The sequence below is a fragment of the Pseudarthrobacter sp. TE3704 genome (genome assembly GCF_056279405.1).
In genome coordinates, this window is sequence record NZ_JBWCCJ010000002.1 from 553812 (window position 1) to 567766 (window position 13955).

Below are 13955 nucleotides of genomic sequence, written 5' to 3' on the forward strand. Positions count from 1 at the left end.
CGTAGGCGGGGGTGCCAAAACTTGTTAGCGCTAACCAGCTTAGCGGAGATCGGGAGTCTTGCCCCGCTAGAGTTGCCCCATGACCAATCCCGGCGCGGTTAACCAGGAAGTTCTCGACGCCGTTCGGGCAGCCCTGCGGGAACGGGCGGACCCCGCCCGTGCTGCCGGCGCGCAGGCTTACATGAAGTCCACCCTGCCCTCGCTGGGAGTGCGGGTACCCGAAGTACGCCGGATCGCCGCGTCGGCCGCTTCCGCGGCGCCGTTTGAGTCGGGAGACCAGCTCCGTGCCACGGTACTGGAGCTGTGGCGGACCTCCACCGTCAGGGAGGAACGGTACGCGGCGATCGACCTGACGGGCAGCCGGCTGGTGGCCAGGGACCTGTACATGCTGCCGGTGTATGAGGAGGTCATCCGCAGCGGAGCCTGGTGGGACTTCGCGGACGGGGTGTCGGGCCGCCTGTGCAACCTGCTGCAGGCCCACCGCCCCGAGATGACCGCTGTACTTCTGGGCTGGAGCACCGATGCCGACTTCTGGGTCAGGCGCGCGTCCATTACGGCGCAGCTGAAGGCGAAGGGCAGCACCGACACCGCACTCCTGGCACGCGTGGTCGAGGCCAACCTGGCGGACCCGGAGTTTTTCGTCCGGAAGGCGATCGGCTGGGCCCTGCGGGAATACGCCAAGACCAACCCCGAGTGGGTGGCGGCCTTCGTTGCCGGCCACGCGTCCGCCATCAGCCCGCTCTCCCGCCGGGAGGCGCTGCGGCGGATCAACGGGAAGGCAGGCTAGATGACGGGACGTTCGACGACGTTTTCGTTCACCTTCCGGAACAGGCTCCTGGTCCCCCGGTCCCAGAACACCAGGTACAGGCCGAACAGCAGGCCGGTGAGGGCGGCCGCAACCCGGGCCATCGCCAGCGCAAAACCGAGATCCTCGGTCTGGAGGTAGGGAAAGACTTCCAGCTGGTCGGAAATGGCGTAGATCATGAAGAACGAAACCACGAAGTAGAGTGCCTTGACCTGCCAGTCGTTCCGGATGCCGGTGACGGCAAACAGCGGGATCAGCCACACCACGTACCAGGACTGGATCATCGGAGCCAGCAGGACCACCGCGGCAAACCCCAGCGTCAGGCGCCGCATCAGCCGGTCATAGTCCCCCCGGAATATCTGCGACGCGACCACGCCCACGGCCAGCAGCTTGCCGGCGTCGAACACCACGTCAGCCAGGACCGCTCCGTCCAGGCCAAACGAATTGGCCAGCGAGGCAACCACCATGCCGATCAGGCCCACAGGCGCGTACCAGATGGAGATGCTTCCCGGGGCAGACAGGCCGTTGATCCAACCGAAGCCGAAGCCGTTGACCAGGCTCATCAGGGTAAGGATGCCCAGGCTCAGCCCGCCTGTCATCGCCCAGAAGGCGAACTTCCGTGCCCAGCCGGCGTCACGTCCGGCCCACAGCAGCCCGATGAAGGGCAGGAAGACGATGGTGATGGGTTTGACGGCAATGGAAAGGGTCACCAGGACCACGCCCCGGATCACCCGCCGGGTGGCCGAGTAGTACAGTCCGGCCAGCGCCAGGCCGATCATCAGCGCGTCGTTGTGGACACTGGCGATGAAGTTCGTCAGGAAGAGCGGGTTCGCCACGGTGAGCCAGAGGGCGCGGTGCGGGTTGACGCCGTGCAGTTCAGCGAGCTTGGGCACGTAGATGACGCAAAGGACAACACCTGCCAGCGCCACCAGCCGGAACAGCATCACGCTCGCTTCCGGCTGGACATTGGTAACCCATACGACGAACTGTTCGATCCACAGGAACAGCTGGCCGTACGGAACGGGCGCCTCCGTCCACATCTTGTCCGCACCAAGCTGGAAGTAGTTGGACAGGGCCGAGATGCCGTTTTCGTAGGGGTTGAAGCCTTCCACCATGAGGCGGCCCTGGCCGATGTACGCGTAAACGTCGCGGCTGAAGAGCGGGACGCTGAACATCATGGGCAGGCCCCAGGCCACCACGGCCATCAGGGTGGCATTGCGCGCCTGGTCCCCCCAGACCCGCACTTTTTGGCCCAGCCGCAGCCAGGCCCGGACCAGGAGCATGCCGCCCACGGCCAGGAGAACGATTGAGAGGGCAACACCCGCTGCTTCGGCACGCATCCAAATGAACAGGGGCATCCGGCGAAGTTCCGAGACGGGGGCAAGCCAGCCCACCCCAAGCGAGCCGATGAGCATGAACACGGAGCCCACAAAACCGGCGATCAGGGGCGAGCGGGGATTGTCCACCTCTGCACCGCCTGCTACGGCAGTGGCGGCTGCCGCCAACTCCCCCGTCGCGGGCACAGGCGCCGTCATCTCAGGATCGTCCAATCTTCTTGCGTTTGCGCGGCTTCTGCCCGCGGGCCGCACAGCCGGCCGGGGCGCGTTTCCTCAGCGGCAGGGCGACCCGCCGCGTACCCGAAATCCTAGCACCGGCCGGTTGCCCGGAGGTGTAACGGTAGGCTGGTCCGGTGCCTATATCTAACGAACGAATCGTCTGGATCGACTGCGAAATGACCGGCCTGGACATCAAGAACGACGCCCTGATCGAGGTGGCAGCCCTGGTCACGGACTCCGAACTGAACATCCTCGGCGACGGCGTGGATGTGGTCATCAAACCCGACGATGCCGCCGTGGCCCAGATGAACGATTTTGTCCGGGACATGCACACCAAGTCGGGCCTCCTGAAGGAACTTCCCGCCGGCAAAACCATGGCCGAGGCAGAGGCAGCAGTCATGGAGTACATCGCAGAGTGGGTGCCCGACCCGCGGAAGGCCCCGCTGGGCGGCAATTCGGTGGGCACGGACCGGGTCTTCCTCTCCAGGGACATGCCTGCCGTGGTGGAGCACCTGCACTACCGGGTCATTGACGTCAGCACCATCAAGGAGCTCTCCCGCCGCTGGTTCGCCCGGGCCTACTTCCAATCCCCGGCAAAGAAGGGCGGCCACCGTGCGCTCGGGGACATCAAGGACTCCATCGACGAACTCCGCTACTACCGGGAAGCGGTTTTTGTGCCGTCCCCCGGACCGGACAGCGCCACCGCGCAGAAAATTGCCCGCCGCATCACCGCCGGCGGGAATGCTGAGCTCGCTGAAACGTAATCTGCGCCACGTTTCCAGGATTTTTTGCTGAAAAGGCCGAAAGTGGACAAAGCACTCCCGAAGAGCAGGTAAGCTATTTGAGTTGCCTTTCCAGAGGGCCGGTTAGCCGGAAATCTGCAGGGCGCATGGTGGGCTTAGCTCAGTTGGCAGAGCGCCTGGTTGTGGTCCAGGAGGTCGCGGGTTCAACCCCCGTAGCTCACCCTCACAGGATGGTATTGCAGCCGTCCAGCAAGGAGGCCGCACCGGATATCCGGTGCGGCCTCCTTTGTTTTGTCCTATTGCTTTTGCACGAGATACCGCCGAAGGACCGCTGACATGACCGTTCTGCCGATCACCATCTGGGGAGAACCCGTACTGCACCGCCGGGCTTCCGAAGTGGAAGTGTTCGACGACGAGCTGCGCACCCTGATTGCCGACATGTTCGAAACCAACGACGCCGCCAACGGCGTGGGCCTCGCAGCACCCCAGATCGGGGTGGGCAAGCGGATCTTTGTGTACAAGTACGCCAACGACGACGACGCTCCCCCGGCCGGCGTCCTGGTCAACCCCGTCCTGACACTCTCCAAGATCTCCGGCGCTGTTCCTGATCCCGACGAGGAAGAAGAGGGCTGCCTGTCTTTTCCCGGGGAAGTGTATCCCCTGAAACGCGCAGAATGGGCGCGGGTGGAAGGCTTTGACGGGTTCGGGCAGCCGGTGAAGTTCGAGGCCACGGGCTGGTTCGCCAGGGTCATCCAGCACGAGTTCGACCACCTTGACGGCAAGCTGTACGTCAACCGGCTGATGGACCGCTACGCCCGCAAGGCGATGAAGCAGGCCAAGAAGAACGGCTGGGGCGTGCCGGGGCTGACCTGGATGCCCGGGGTGGACCCTGACCCCTTCGGGCACTGACGCCTGCAGCCGGAGCCGGTCAGTCCGCCCTGATGGTCTGCTGGCCGGGGCAGGATCCCAGCACCCGCTTCATGGCATCCTTTTCCGCCTCCGTTACCCACAGGCTGTAGGCGGCCTTGACGGAAATCTGGCGCGCGACGTAGTGGCACCTGATTGACTTGTTCTTTGGAAGCCAGGTGGCGGCGTCGCCGGCGCCTTTTTGCTGGTTGGCGGGGCCATCGGCCGCGACCAGGTTCAGGGGATCGTTGGCGAGGCTTTGTCGCTGGCCGGGAGTAAGATGCTGGGCGCCCTTCTGCCAGGCATCGGCCAGTGCCACCACGTGGTCGATCTGCACTGCCCGGCTGCTCTCGGAGCCGCGGCGGAAGTCGACAAACCGGGCCGTGTAGGGCTCGTGGAAACGTCCGGCCGCCACACTGCAGGAGGAATCCTTCGCGAAGATAACGTCCGCCAGGTCGCGGCGGAGGATGTCGTTGCGGGTATCACAGCCGTTCCGGTCAACGTCCAGCCAGGCCTGGCCAAAAGCCTCCCGGTCATAGTTGTCCTTGCCCGCCCGTCCCTTAACAGCGAGCTCCTCCAGGGCGTCGAGGGCTCGGCCTTCCGGGATGCGGTTGACCGGCACCACGGGCTTCATCCAGGCGGGATCGAAAACCGGCGCCTCGGCGGGACCGGCCACGGCCGGTTCTGCGACCGCAAACTGGCCGGCCGTGAAGAACCAAAACAGGACCGCCACCGTGGAAACGGCGGCAAGTGCGAGCACCATCCACGCCTGGCGCGAACGGCGGCGGGCCTGCCGGTAGGCGGACCAGCTCACGGTCACGGGATTGCTGCCGCTGGGTCAATATCACGCACCACATGAGCCTAGGGCAGCTGCAGGGCCACCCGGCTGTTTTCCACAGTGTGGAGGGGAGGTGAGGGTTCAGCCGGGGGCAGTCACTGCTCCCGCATCACTCTTCGGAGGTCTTCCTCCGCTATCGCCAGGAGTCCTTCAAGCTGGCGGACGCGGTCCTCGCCCACGTCTCCCGCTGCGTGTCCGGCGCGGGCGCCCTCAAGCAACCGGATGGCTTCCTTGTGGTTGGCTTTGGCGACGTCGAGGGCGTGCTCAAGGGTAGTCTCGTGCTGGAGCGTCGATTCTTTATCCATGGCACAAGTGTGGTCCCGTTTCCCGGCTGATTCCAGAGAACCAGCCGGGAAATGTGGAACCGGGGCGGGACTAGACGGCGATTGCCGCCAGGGCCGCCGCGGTTTCCTTCGCGGGGAACGACGGCGGGTTGACGCCTGCCATCTCTTCCATCACGCGGACAACCTGGCAGCTGTAGCCGAATTCGTTGTCGTACCAGACGTAGAGGACCAGGTTCTTGTCCGTGGACACCGTCGCGAGGCCGTCCACGATGCCGGCACGGCGGGAACCGACGAAGTCTGTGGAAACCACTTCGGGGGAATCGATGTAGTCGATCTGCTTGCGCAGGTCCGAGTGCAGCGACATCTCGCGCAGGTAGTTGTTGACCTCGTCCTTGGTGGTTCCGTTTTCCAGGGTCAGGTTCAGGATGGCCAGGGAAACATCCGGGGTGGGGACGCGGATGGAGCTGCCGGTCAGCTTGCCGAGCAGCTCGGGCAGCGCCTTGGCCACGGCCTTGGCGGCACCGGTTTCGGTGATCACCATGTTCAGCGCGGCGGAGCGGCCGCGGCGGTCGCCCTTGTGGAAGTTGTCGATCAGGTTCTGGTCGTTGGTGAACGAGTGGACGGTCTCCACGTGGCCGTGGATCACGCCGAACTTGTCATTGATGGCCTTCAGCACCGGGGTGATGGCGTTGGTGGTGCAGGACGCCGCGGACACGATCTGGTCGGTGTCCTCAATGGTGCGGTGGTTGATGCCGTGGACGATGTTCTTCAGCTCGCCCTTGCCCGGAGCGGTCAGCAGGACCCGTGCAACACCTTTACTCTGCAGGTGCTGGGACAGGCCTTCGGCGTCGCGCCAGCGGCCGGTGTTGTCCACCACGAGGGCGTTGTTGATGCCATAGACGGTGTAGTCGATGGTGGAGGGGTCGTTCGAGTAGATGACCTGCACCTGGACGCCGTTGGCGGTGATGGTGTTGGCTTCCTCGTCGATGCGGATGGTGCCTTCGAACGAGCCGTGGACTGAGTCGCGGCGCAGGAGGCTGGCGCGCTTGGAAAGGTCGTTGTCGGACCCGCGGCGGACCACGATGGCGCGCAGGCGCAGGCCGTGGCCGCCACCGGCCTTTTCGATGAGGAGGCGGGCCAGGAGCCGGCCGATCCGGCCGAAGCCGTAAAGCACCACATCGGTGCTGGTGCGGTCGTCGCCGCCGCGCTTGCCCACGATCTCGGCGAGCTCGGCACGCAGGAATTCCTCCAGTGTGAGGCCGTCGCCCTCTTCCTTGAACTTCTGGTTCAGCCGGGCGATGTCGATCGCGGCGGCCCCCAGCTCCAGCTGCGCCAGGGTGTTCAGCAGCGGGGCGGTCTCCTCCAGGAGCAGTTCGTCCTTGCTCATCCGGCGCGCAAAGCGGTGCGCCTTGAGGATGTTCATGGTGGACTTGTTGATCAGGCTCCGGCCATGGATGCTGGTCACCACGTTGTTCTCGCGGTACAGCCGGCCGATCACCGGAATCATGGCCTCGGCGAGGGCCTCCCGGCCCATCCACGTATCAAGACAAGAATCTGACGTCTGGCTCACAGAAATACCTTCCTCGGTTCAGCCGCATACGTCTTCGTACGCGAATGTCGGCCACCTGATGATGTCCAGGGGCACCCACGCCTGCAGGGTTCGGCCCCCAGGCGCGTGGATCGTGTGCAAAGAAAAACCGCCGGCTGCGAACGCAACTTTCGGCGGTAGAACCCCTACGTCCGGTATCCATTCTAAGTTGGCTGACTGCCAGGAACAGGCACGGGCCGCGTGAAATCACTCACACGTGACGTCAGTTGTGGAGGGCTGAGTAGAAATTGAGGCTTGAGGAAAACACAACCCAGGAGAAGTACGGCAGCACCAGCAGGCCCGCCGGTGCGCTGACCGGGCCAAACCGGAGGATCAGGAACACCAGGGACAACGCCAGTCCGCTGATCACCGCCAGGGCCCCCCACAACGCAGCGGTACCGAAAACGGGAAACAGGCCGAAAAACGTCAACGGCCACCCTGCGTTGAGCACCAGTTGGACCACATAGCCGGCCAAGGTGCCGCCGTGCAGCGCCCCCTTCCGCCAGACCAGCCAGGCGGCGACGGCAACACCGGCATAAAGCATCATCCACATGGACCGGAACATCCATCCCGGCGGCATCCACGGCGCCTTGACCGAGCCGGCGAACCAGCCGTTCGAGTTCAGGATGATGGGGATCGAGGCAAGGGCCCAGGCGGCAAGCGACAGGGCCAGGAAGCCCAGCAGGGCCAGTGCCTGCCGGCCGCGGCCGGGAGTCAGCACGCGCGGAGCGCCGGCGGGCGGTTGCGGATCAGTATTTGCGGGCACGGTTCAGGATCCCCAACAGAGCTTCCAAGGTCAAACGTCATGAGTGGATGGGCCACCCGATCCGCCGGTTCTGAAGCTTTTCCGCGTAATTCCTCCCCGGCGAGGGCAATCCAGGGCAAAAGCTTCCAAATCCATTGTTACTCCCCCGTGCGGGATGGCGGCAGCGTTTGTGTCATCGGCGCCAAAAAGATGCCCGTATGTAAGGACTGCGGAGGGGCACGCCGGTGCCATTGCTAGTAAAGCCTTCGTACGCGGCCGCACTGGCCTGTGAAGCCGTTTCTCCACAAAGCGCTTCATCTTTTCGGAGGTGGGGCGCTTCCTTTGGTTGGTCTCGGCCATCGCGTTATACACCTCGGTTGACCGGTCTTGTATTCCCTATTGAGGGGACGCATGAAAGCACCAGAGCGCGATAACTTTCTGGGACTATTCGCACCAAGAAAGGCCTTGAAATGAGATTCGCTCTAGCATCAGGTGTCCGTAAAAGGTTGGCGGCCGGAGGCCTGGCCCTGGCGCTCGGGCTGGGAGGAGTAGCAGCCTCGGCTGTTCCGGCCAGCGCCGCCCCGTGGAACTGTCCTATCAGTGGGGCCGGAAATAGCCGCTCGACTTACTGCTTCAATGGTTCCGGTGAGTTCCGAGTAGCAATCCATTGCATCAACCGCGCATCGCTGGGCAGCACAAGCCGCTACGTTTACGGACCTTGGATGCCCATGTTCAGCAAGCCATCCGGTGCATGGTGCGAGTGGTATGAGTACGTCGGTGCTGCTTGGGCGCAGACGCGCTAACGCAGCTTGGTCCCAAAGATGCTGAACGCCCGTCCACTTCGGTGGGCGGGTGCTTCTGGTGTTCCAGGGACCGGTAGCGCGTAGGCCTAGGTCGGATATGGCCCACGTTTGTAGGCTTGTGTCACAAATCAGAGTGTGTTCTAGGGAGCACCAAGAATGGGGGACGCATTGACCGACGGGATCGAGACTCGGAAAGAAGCTCTTGTGCGGCGCCTGGGGGCGCTGGCTAAGCAGAGGCGTGAAGAACTCGGCTCAGCGAGGGCCGCGTTGGCGAAGGAAGCAGGCATCGAGTCAGACAAAACGATCCGAGACTTTGAGTTCGGCCGGAGCCTCCCGCCAGAAGATACCCGCCGGAAGCTTGAGGCGGCTCTGGGATGGCGGCTGGAGATCATCGACGACGTGATTCGGATGACGGGCCGCGCAGCCGACACCCTGACCATGAACTAGACGCCGAAGACAGCTATGACTTGGCGTCACGCGGCGGGGGCACGTCTCTGGCGGCCGCATCGGACGCCGACCTACTAGCCGAGGTTGCACGCAGGATGCGGTCCGGCGCGACCAACTAAACGCCGTGGTTTGCACGACAAGCCAACCAGGTTCACCTGGACGGGGCCGAGTACGAGCATGCCGATCCGCAGCCCGAGGTGGACGTCGGCGGGGTGACCCGGTTCGAGCACCGCATCGAGCCGGAGGTCATCGCCCAGGTTCCACCGGCGAGTGGCGGGACGGTCGAGGTCCACGGCTTCGCCAGGTACTACTCGCGGGACTGGGTGGATGTGGTGTGGACGGACGACAAGTCGCAACACTTCGGATGCTGGGTCCCGGCCGCCGATGTGCGCCGCCCTGCTGAGGGCGAATGGCATGGGCATTACGTCCAGTTCTGAGGCTGGATCTCATGGGCAAATTATGGGCAAAACACCCCACCAAAAGACGATCGAACCCAGTCACAGCGCGACAAGCGGAACTTGCATAAACCCCGGAATGCAGGGCAAAAGCCCCGTAATCACGGGGCTAAACGCCTATTGAGTGGATGGGACAGCCGATACGCCGGGTTCTGTGCCTCCCCTTCCGTTGCCGGAAAGGGAGCGACGGCCATCCATCTACGAGTACCGTTGCCGGCACCCTCCAGCGGCCTACCCGGACACTCGGGCGGGCAGCCCTCAAACGTGTCCTGTCTGGCCTTGCTCCGGGTGGGGTTTACCTAGCCTTCCCGGTCACCCGGGAAGCTGGTGGTCTCTTACACCACCGTTTCACCCTTACCTGCTTCGTGCCGCTTTCAAACCGGCGCGACCCAGGCGGTCTGTTCTCTGTGGCACTTGCCTGCGGGTTACCCCGAGTGGGCGTTACCCACCACCCTGCCCTGCGGAGCCCGGACGTTCCTCGAGCCACTTGCGTGACGCGCGGCCGCCTGGCTGTCCCATCCGCCTCCAGTCTACCGGCGCGGGCCCACCATCAGGGCGCCGGTAGTATCGGACGGTGCTGATTCTGCTTCCCCCCTCCGAAGGCAAGACACCCGCGGTCCGTGGTTCGGCCGTCGACTGGCATTCTTTGGGCTTTCCGGAACTCAACCCGTACCGGGCAAAAGTCCTGGAATCACTGGGCACGGTCAGCGCCCACGAGGACGCACTCGCCCTGCTGGGCGTGGGCACGTCGCTGCGGGACGACGTCGAGCGCAACACCCGGCTCCACGCGGAGCCGGCGGCTCCGGCGCACCGGATCTATTCCGGGGTCCTTTATGACGCGCTGGGCTACCAGAGCCTCACCCCCGCCCAGCGCCGGAAGGCGGAGGAGTCCGTGCTGGTGATCTCGGCACTCTGGGGCGCCATCCGCTTTGGCGACAGCGTGCCCGCCTACCGCCTGTCGATGGGGACGGCACTGCCCGACGTCGGACGCCTCGCCCCGTTCTGGAAGCCCCTCCTGGCAGAGGCCCTTGGCGCCGTGGCTGAGGGGCACCTGCTGGTGGACTGCCGGTCCAGCACTTATGCCGCCGCGTGGGCCCCGCCGTCGGGCCAGACCGTGGCTGTCAACGTGTTCACGGAAACCGGCGGGGTGCGCAAGGTGGTCAGCCACTTCGCCAAGCACACCCGGGGTGAGCTGGCACGGCACCTGCTGGTGCGCCGCGGGAAGGCCCCCGGCACGCCGGAGCAACTGCTCAAGGCCGCCCGGGAGAAATGGGACGCGGAGCTGGTTGAGGGTTCAGCCCGCAAGCCGCACGCCCTGAACATCATCCTGCCCAACTAAGTCTCTCCAAGTGGCGTTTTGAACCCTCAGAACGACACTTAGCGCTACCCAGTTGGGTCAGGCCCACTCCTCCGAGCGGACCAGGATGGCGCCGGAGTCCGGGCAGAAGACGACGTCGTCGGCGGAGGCGGATTTGATCTCGGCGAGGTCGCCGGGGCTGAGCTTCATGCCGGAGGCTTCGGACGTCCCGTGGAACAGCCGCGCGGCACCCACACCGCGCTTGGCCAGCGTTTTCTCGTAGACAGCAAGCAGCCCGGCGTCCAGCCCCTGCGCAAACTCCGTCCGTTTCGCCCGGACCTCGCCGGCTTCGGCGTCCACCGCGGTCAGGGCCTCATCAAGTTCCGCGCGAATGTTTCCGAAGGACCCCTGGATATCGTCCACGATCAGCTGCTGGGCCGCCTGCCGGGCACGGAGGGTGTCCAGCCGCTCTAGGACCTCCAGCTCCACGTCTTCGAGGTCCGAGCGGCGCTTGTTCAGCGAGGCAATGTCCTTCTGGAGGGCAACGAGGTCCTTGGACAGGCCCGTGCCGCTGTTGAGCCGCGCCTCATCCCGCTCGATGCGCGAGGCAACCTGTTCCACGTCCGCTTCCGCGCGCTTCAGCTCGGCCTCGGCATCGTGGACTGCCACTTTGGCTGCCCCCAGCTCACCGCTGGCAACCGAAAGCGCGGCCTCCAGGTCCTTGATCCGGGGATCGTTCTCCAGCGAGCGGCGGCGGTTGGCGAGCGACTTCAGTTTGGCATCCAGCCCCTGCAGTTCGAGCAACTTCAACTGTTCCGCCGGTGCTGCCTTCGCCACTGTTACCTCCGCTTGATCCCTGCCGGCCGGAACCGGGCGCCTGAACGGCGCTTCCTAGACTCTAGCGCTTAGCCCGGAGTGAGTATGAAGTCCCACGGATCGCTGTTGGTGGCACTGACCTGGATTTCGACGTCGTGGCCCTGGTCGGCGAGGACGTTGCCCAGGGCGGCCGCCGCGGCGGGCAGCCACAGCCATTCGCTGGCAAAGTGGGAAACGTCCACCAGGTAGGGCCGGCCGTTGACTGCAGCCTCCCTGGCCTCGGACGCGGGATGGTGGCGGAGATCGGCCGTGACGTAAACGTCCGCATTGCTGGCCCGGACCTCGTTAAACAATGAGTCCCCCGCGCCGCCGCAGACCGCGATGCGCCGGACCAGGCCGTCCTTGTCACCGGAAACCCGCACTCCCCCGGCAACAGACGGCAGGATTCCGAAGACCCGGGCGGCAAAATCACCCAGGCTCATGGCATCGGCGAGGTCCCCGACACGGCCGATGCCCTCTTCCGGCAGTCCGTTCGCGGCCACCGTGAGCGGGGCGACGTCCTGCAGCCCCAGTGCATCCGCCAGGACATCGGATACACCCCCGACGGCGGAATCACCGTTGGTGTGCACGGTGAGGAGAGCCGTCCCCGACTCGATGAGGCGGTGCACGGCGCGGCCCTTCGCGGTAGTGGCAGCGACGGACGTAACACCCTTGAGCAGCAGCGGGTGATGCGTGATGAGGAGTTCAGCCCCCCATTCCACGGCTTCCTCGATGACTTCGAGCGTGGGATCCACCGCGAACATCACCTTGGTCACCGGAGCGGAGGGGTGGCCGGCCACCAGGCCCACCTCGTCCCAGTTCTCCGCCAGGGATTCCGGCCACAGCTCCTCGACGGCCAGGAGCAACTCACCCAGCGTGGGAGCATCCGCGGGACCGGCCGCGGCCGGCTCGCCGGCGGGAGCGTCGCCGTCGGGATTCTTAGGGCCGGTAACGTCGGTGTCCACAGGTTCCATAGTCTTAGTTTTACCCCATTGCCCGGTACCGGCCGCATACCTGCGCGGCGCCACGGCTGCCAGGGAATCATCCGGGGCCGCCAACCATTGAAGAGGTCATGAAAACTTTTGTTCTTGGCGGAGGCTGCTTCTGGTGCCTCGACGCTGTCTACCAGAAGACCAGGGGCGTTACCTCCGTGGTGTCCGGCTACACCGGCGGGCACGATCCGAACCCGGACTACTACTCGGTATGCAACGGCACCACCGGCCATGCCGAGGTTGTGGCGGTGACCTTCGACGAGGACATTGTCCCGGCAGACGTCATCCTGGACATGTTCTTTGCCCTGCACGACCCCACCACGCTGAACCGCCAGGGGTACGACGTGGGCACCCAGTATCGCTCATCCATGTTCTACGAGACCACCGAAGAAAAGATCCTGTTCGAGGAAGCCATTGAGCGGAACCAGGCGCTGTGGGCCCATCCGATCGTCACCGAGGTAAGCCGGCTGCCGCGCTTTTATGTCGCGGAGGAGTTCCACCAGGACTACTACGCCAAGCATCCCGAGCAGGGGTACTGCCAGGTGATCATCAACCCCAAGCTCGCGAAGGCAAGGAAATATTACTCTGCATGGCTTAACGCTTAGCCACGGTTACGCCGCCTCGTTAGGCTGACCTCAGTATTCACCCCTCAGAGATAGGCGTATGTACATGGCACGGATCTATGACGATGTAACGCAGCTGGTCGGCGGTACCCCGCTGGTCAAGCTCAACCGGCTCAGCGAGGGGCTGGACGCCACCGTTGCCGTGAAGCTTGAGTTCTACAACCCGGCCAACAGCGTCAAGGACCGCATCGGCGTGGCCATCGTCGACGCCGCCGAAAAGTCCGGCGCCCTGAAGCCGGGCGGCACCATCGTTGAAGGCACGTCCGGCAACACGGGCATCGCCCTGGCCATGGTGGGTGCTGCCCGCGGCTACAAGGTCATCCTGACCATGCCCGAGACCATGTCCACCGAGCGCCGGGTCATGCTGCGCGCTTTCGGTGCCGAGATCGTCCTGACGCCGGGCTCCGAGGGCATGCGCGGTGCCGTGGAGAAGGCCCAGGAGATCGTGGCCAACACCGAGAACTCCATCTGGGCGCAGCAGTTTGCCAACGAGGCCAACCCCGAGATCCACCGCAGCACCACGGCCGAGGAAATCTGGACTGACACCGACGGCAAGGTGGACATCTTCGTTGCCGGCGTTGGCACCGGTGGAACCGTGACCGGCGTCGGACAGGTCCTCAAGGAGCGCAAGCCCGGCGTCCAGATCGTCGCCATCGAACCCAAGGACTCCGCGATCCTCAACGGCGGCGCCCCCGGCCCGCACAAGATCCAGGGCATCGGCGCCAACTTCGTGCCCGAGATCCTGGACACCAACGTGTACGACGAGGTCCTGGACGCCACCCTGGAAGACTCCGTTCGGGTGGCCCGCGAGCTCGGCGTCAAGGAAGGCATCCTGGGCGGCATCTCCTCGGGCGCCATCGTCTGGGGCGCGCTGGAGCTGGCAAAGCGCCCCGAGAACGCGGGCAAGCTGATCGTCGCCGTCGTCTGCGACTTTGGTGAGCGTTACATCTCCACCGTGCTCTATGACGACATCCGCGGCTGATTAAGCCGCCTGTCGCCCCGTTTCCTGTAGAAAGAA

Annotated in this window: 15 protein-coding genes, 1 tRNA gene and 1 other RNA gene; 9 read left to right on the forward strand and 8 right to left on the reverse strand. The window is 64.7% G+C overall.

Translation table 11 applies throughout. From position 1 onward, the window contains the following. The first annotated feature begins 79 nt into the window (after nt 1-79). Entirely contained in the window at nt 80-787 is a 708-nt protein-coding gene (locus tag ACZ9BC_RS06550; protein WP_476245229.1) for a DNA alkylation repair protein, read from the forward strand. Here the strand turns inward: ACZ9BC_RS06550 and mptB are convergent. Continuing rightward, complete coding sequence (gene mptB, locus ACZ9BC_RS06555) at nt 784-2340, reverse strand: polyprenol phosphomannose-dependent alpha 1,6 mannosyltransferase MptB (RefSeq protein ID WP_476245230.1); 1557 nt, start codon at nt 2338-2340, stop codon at nt 784-786. The genes ACZ9BC_RS06550 and mptB overlap by 4 nt on opposite strands. Before the next feature lie 155 nt (nt 2341-2495). Here mptB and orn point away from each other — a divergent pair, with 155 nt between their 5' ends. The 3 genes from orn (at nt 2496) to def (ending at nt 4013) form a co-directional block, all read left to right on the forward strand. After that, nucleotides 2496-3125 (forward strand): oligoribonuclease, encoded by a 630-nt coding sequence (gene orn / locus ACZ9BC_RS06560; protein WP_476245231.1) that lies wholly within the window; start codon nt 2496-2498, stop codon nt 3123-3125. A gap of 128 nt (nt 3126-3253) precedes the next feature. Next, a tRNA-His gene (locus ACZ9BC_RS06565) sits at nt 3254-3326 on the forward strand. 114 nt (nt 3327-3440) lie between these two features. Then, nucleotides 3441-4013: a peptide deformylase gene (gene def, locus ACZ9BC_RS06570; RefSeq protein WP_476245232.1), complete on the forward strand. Its 573-nt coding sequence runs from the start codon at nt 3441-3443 to the stop codon at nt 4011-4013. Between the two features lie 19 nt (nt 4014-4032). Here def and ACZ9BC_RS06575 read toward each other — a convergent pair whose 3' ends face one another. The 4 genes from ACZ9BC_RS06575 to ACZ9BC_RS06590 form a co-directional block, all read right to left on the reverse strand. After that, nucleotides 4033-4830, reverse strand: a complete 798-nt coding sequence (locus tag ACZ9BC_RS06575) for an HNH endonuclease family protein (protein ID WP_476245233.1) — start codon at nt 4828-4830, stop codon at nt 4033-4035. A gap of 113 nt (nt 4831-4943) precedes the next feature. Then, nucleotides 4944-5153: a hypothetical protein gene (locus ACZ9BC_RS06580; protein ID WP_115525795.1), complete on the reverse strand. Its 210-nt coding sequence runs from the start codon at nt 5151-5153 to the stop codon at nt 4944-4946. 70 nt (nt 5154-5223) lie between these two features. Next, nucleotides 5224-6702 carry a glyceraldehyde-3-phosphate dehydrogenase gene (locus tag ACZ9BC_RS06585; RefSeq protein ID WP_476245234.1) on the reverse strand — a complete coding sequence of 493 codons (1479 nt, stop codon included), beginning with the start codon at nt 6700-6702 and terminating at the stop codon, nt 5224-5226. 241 nt (nt 6703-6943) lie between these two features. After that, entirely contained in the window at nt 6944-7486 is a 543-nt protein-coding gene (locus tag ACZ9BC_RS06590) for a TspO/MBR family protein (protein WP_476245235.1), read from the reverse strand. A gap of 938 nt (nt 7487-8424) precedes the next feature. Here ACZ9BC_RS06590 and ACZ9BC_RS06595 point away from each other — a divergent pair. Beyond that, nucleotides 8425-8715, forward strand: coding sequence for a helix-turn-helix domain-containing protein (locus tag ACZ9BC_RS06595; RefSeq protein WP_476245236.1), 291 nt, complete (start codon nt 8425-8427; stop codon nt 8713-8715). A 212-nt stretch (nt 8716-8927) separates the two neighbouring features. Continuing rightward, a complete protein-coding gene (locus ACZ9BC_RS06600) occupies nt 8928-9152 on the forward strand; it encodes a hypothetical protein (protein WP_476245237.1) in 225 nt (74 codons plus the stop codon). Nucleotides 9153-9295: 143 nt separating this feature from the next. Here ACZ9BC_RS06600 and rnpB read toward each other — a convergent pair. Then, nucleotides 9296-9688, reverse strand: an RNA gene (gene rnpB, locus ACZ9BC_RS06605) — RNase P RNA component class A. 56 nt (nt 9689-9744) lie between these two features. Between rnpB and ACZ9BC_RS06610 the strand changes: the two genes are divergently transcribed. Next, a complete protein-coding gene (locus ACZ9BC_RS06610) occupies nt 9745-10509 on the forward strand; it encodes a YaaA family protein (protein ID WP_476245238.1) in 765 nt (254 codons plus the stop codon). A gap of 57 nt (nt 10510-10566) precedes the next feature. Here the strand turns inward: ACZ9BC_RS06610 and ACZ9BC_RS06615 are convergent, their stop codons facing one another. Together ACZ9BC_RS06615 and ACZ9BC_RS06620 are read right to left on the reverse strand one after the other, a co-directional pair. Further along, entirely contained in the window at nt 10567-11304 is a 738-nt protein-coding gene (locus ACZ9BC_RS06615) for a zinc ribbon domain-containing protein (protein ID WP_476245239.1), read from the reverse strand. A gap of 68 nt (nt 11305-11372) precedes the next feature. Then, a complete protein-coding gene (locus tag ACZ9BC_RS06620; protein ID WP_181884858.1) occupies nt 11373-12296 on the reverse strand; it encodes a Nif3-like dinuclear metal center hexameric protein in 924 nt (307 codons plus the stop codon). Nucleotides 12297-12394: 98 nt separating this feature from the next. On the opposite strand from ACZ9BC_RS06620, the gene msrA reads away from it, so the two are divergent. Together msrA and cysK are read left to right on the forward strand one after the other, a co-directional pair. Then, nucleotides 12395-12919 (forward strand): peptide-methionine (S)-S-oxide reductase MsrA, encoded by a 525-nt coding sequence (msrA, locus tag ACZ9BC_RS06625; RefSeq protein WP_476245240.1) that lies wholly within the window; start codon nt 12395-12397, stop codon nt 12917-12919. Between the two features lie 64 nt (nt 12920-12983). Continuing rightward, the gene (gene cysK, locus ACZ9BC_RS06630; protein WP_476245241.1) at nt 12984-13919 is read left to right on the forward strand and encodes a cysteine synthase A; all 936 of its coding nucleotides are present in this window, start codon (nt 12984-12986) and stop codon (nt 13917-13919) included. The last annotated feature ends 36 nt before the right edge of the window (nt 13920-13955 follow it).

Coding starts and splice junctions, on each gene's coding strand:
- ACZ9BC_RS06580 (WP_115525795.1), bottom strand. CDS start 5,153: ATGGATAAAGAATCGACGCTCCAGCACGAGACTACCCTTGAGCACGCC.
- def (WP_476245232.1), top strand. CDS start 3,441: ATGACCGTTCTGCCGATCACCATCTGGGGAGAACCCGTACTGCACCGC.
- msrA (WP_476245240.1), top strand. CDS start 12,395: ATGAAAACTTTTGTTCTTGGCGGAGGCTGCTTCTGGTGCCTCGACGCT.
- cysK (WP_476245241.1), top strand. CDS start 12,984: ATGGCACGGATCTATGACGATGTAACGCAGCTGGTCGGCGGTACCCCG.
- ACZ9BC_RS06620 (WP_181884858.1), bottom strand. CDS start 12,296: ATGGAACCTGTGGACACCGACGTTACCGGCCCTAAGAATCCCGACGGC.
- mptB (WP_476245230.1), bottom strand. CDS start 2,340: ATGACGGCGCCTGTGCCCGCGACGGGGGAGTTGGCGGCAGCCGCCACT.
- ACZ9BC_RS06595 (WP_476245236.1), top strand. CDS start 8,425: ATGGGGGACGCATTGACCGACGGGATCGAGACTCGGAAAGAAGCTCTT.
- ACZ9BC_RS06550 (WP_476245229.1), top strand. CDS start 80: ATGACCAATCCCGGCGCGGTTAACCAGGAAGTTCTCGACGCCGTTCGG.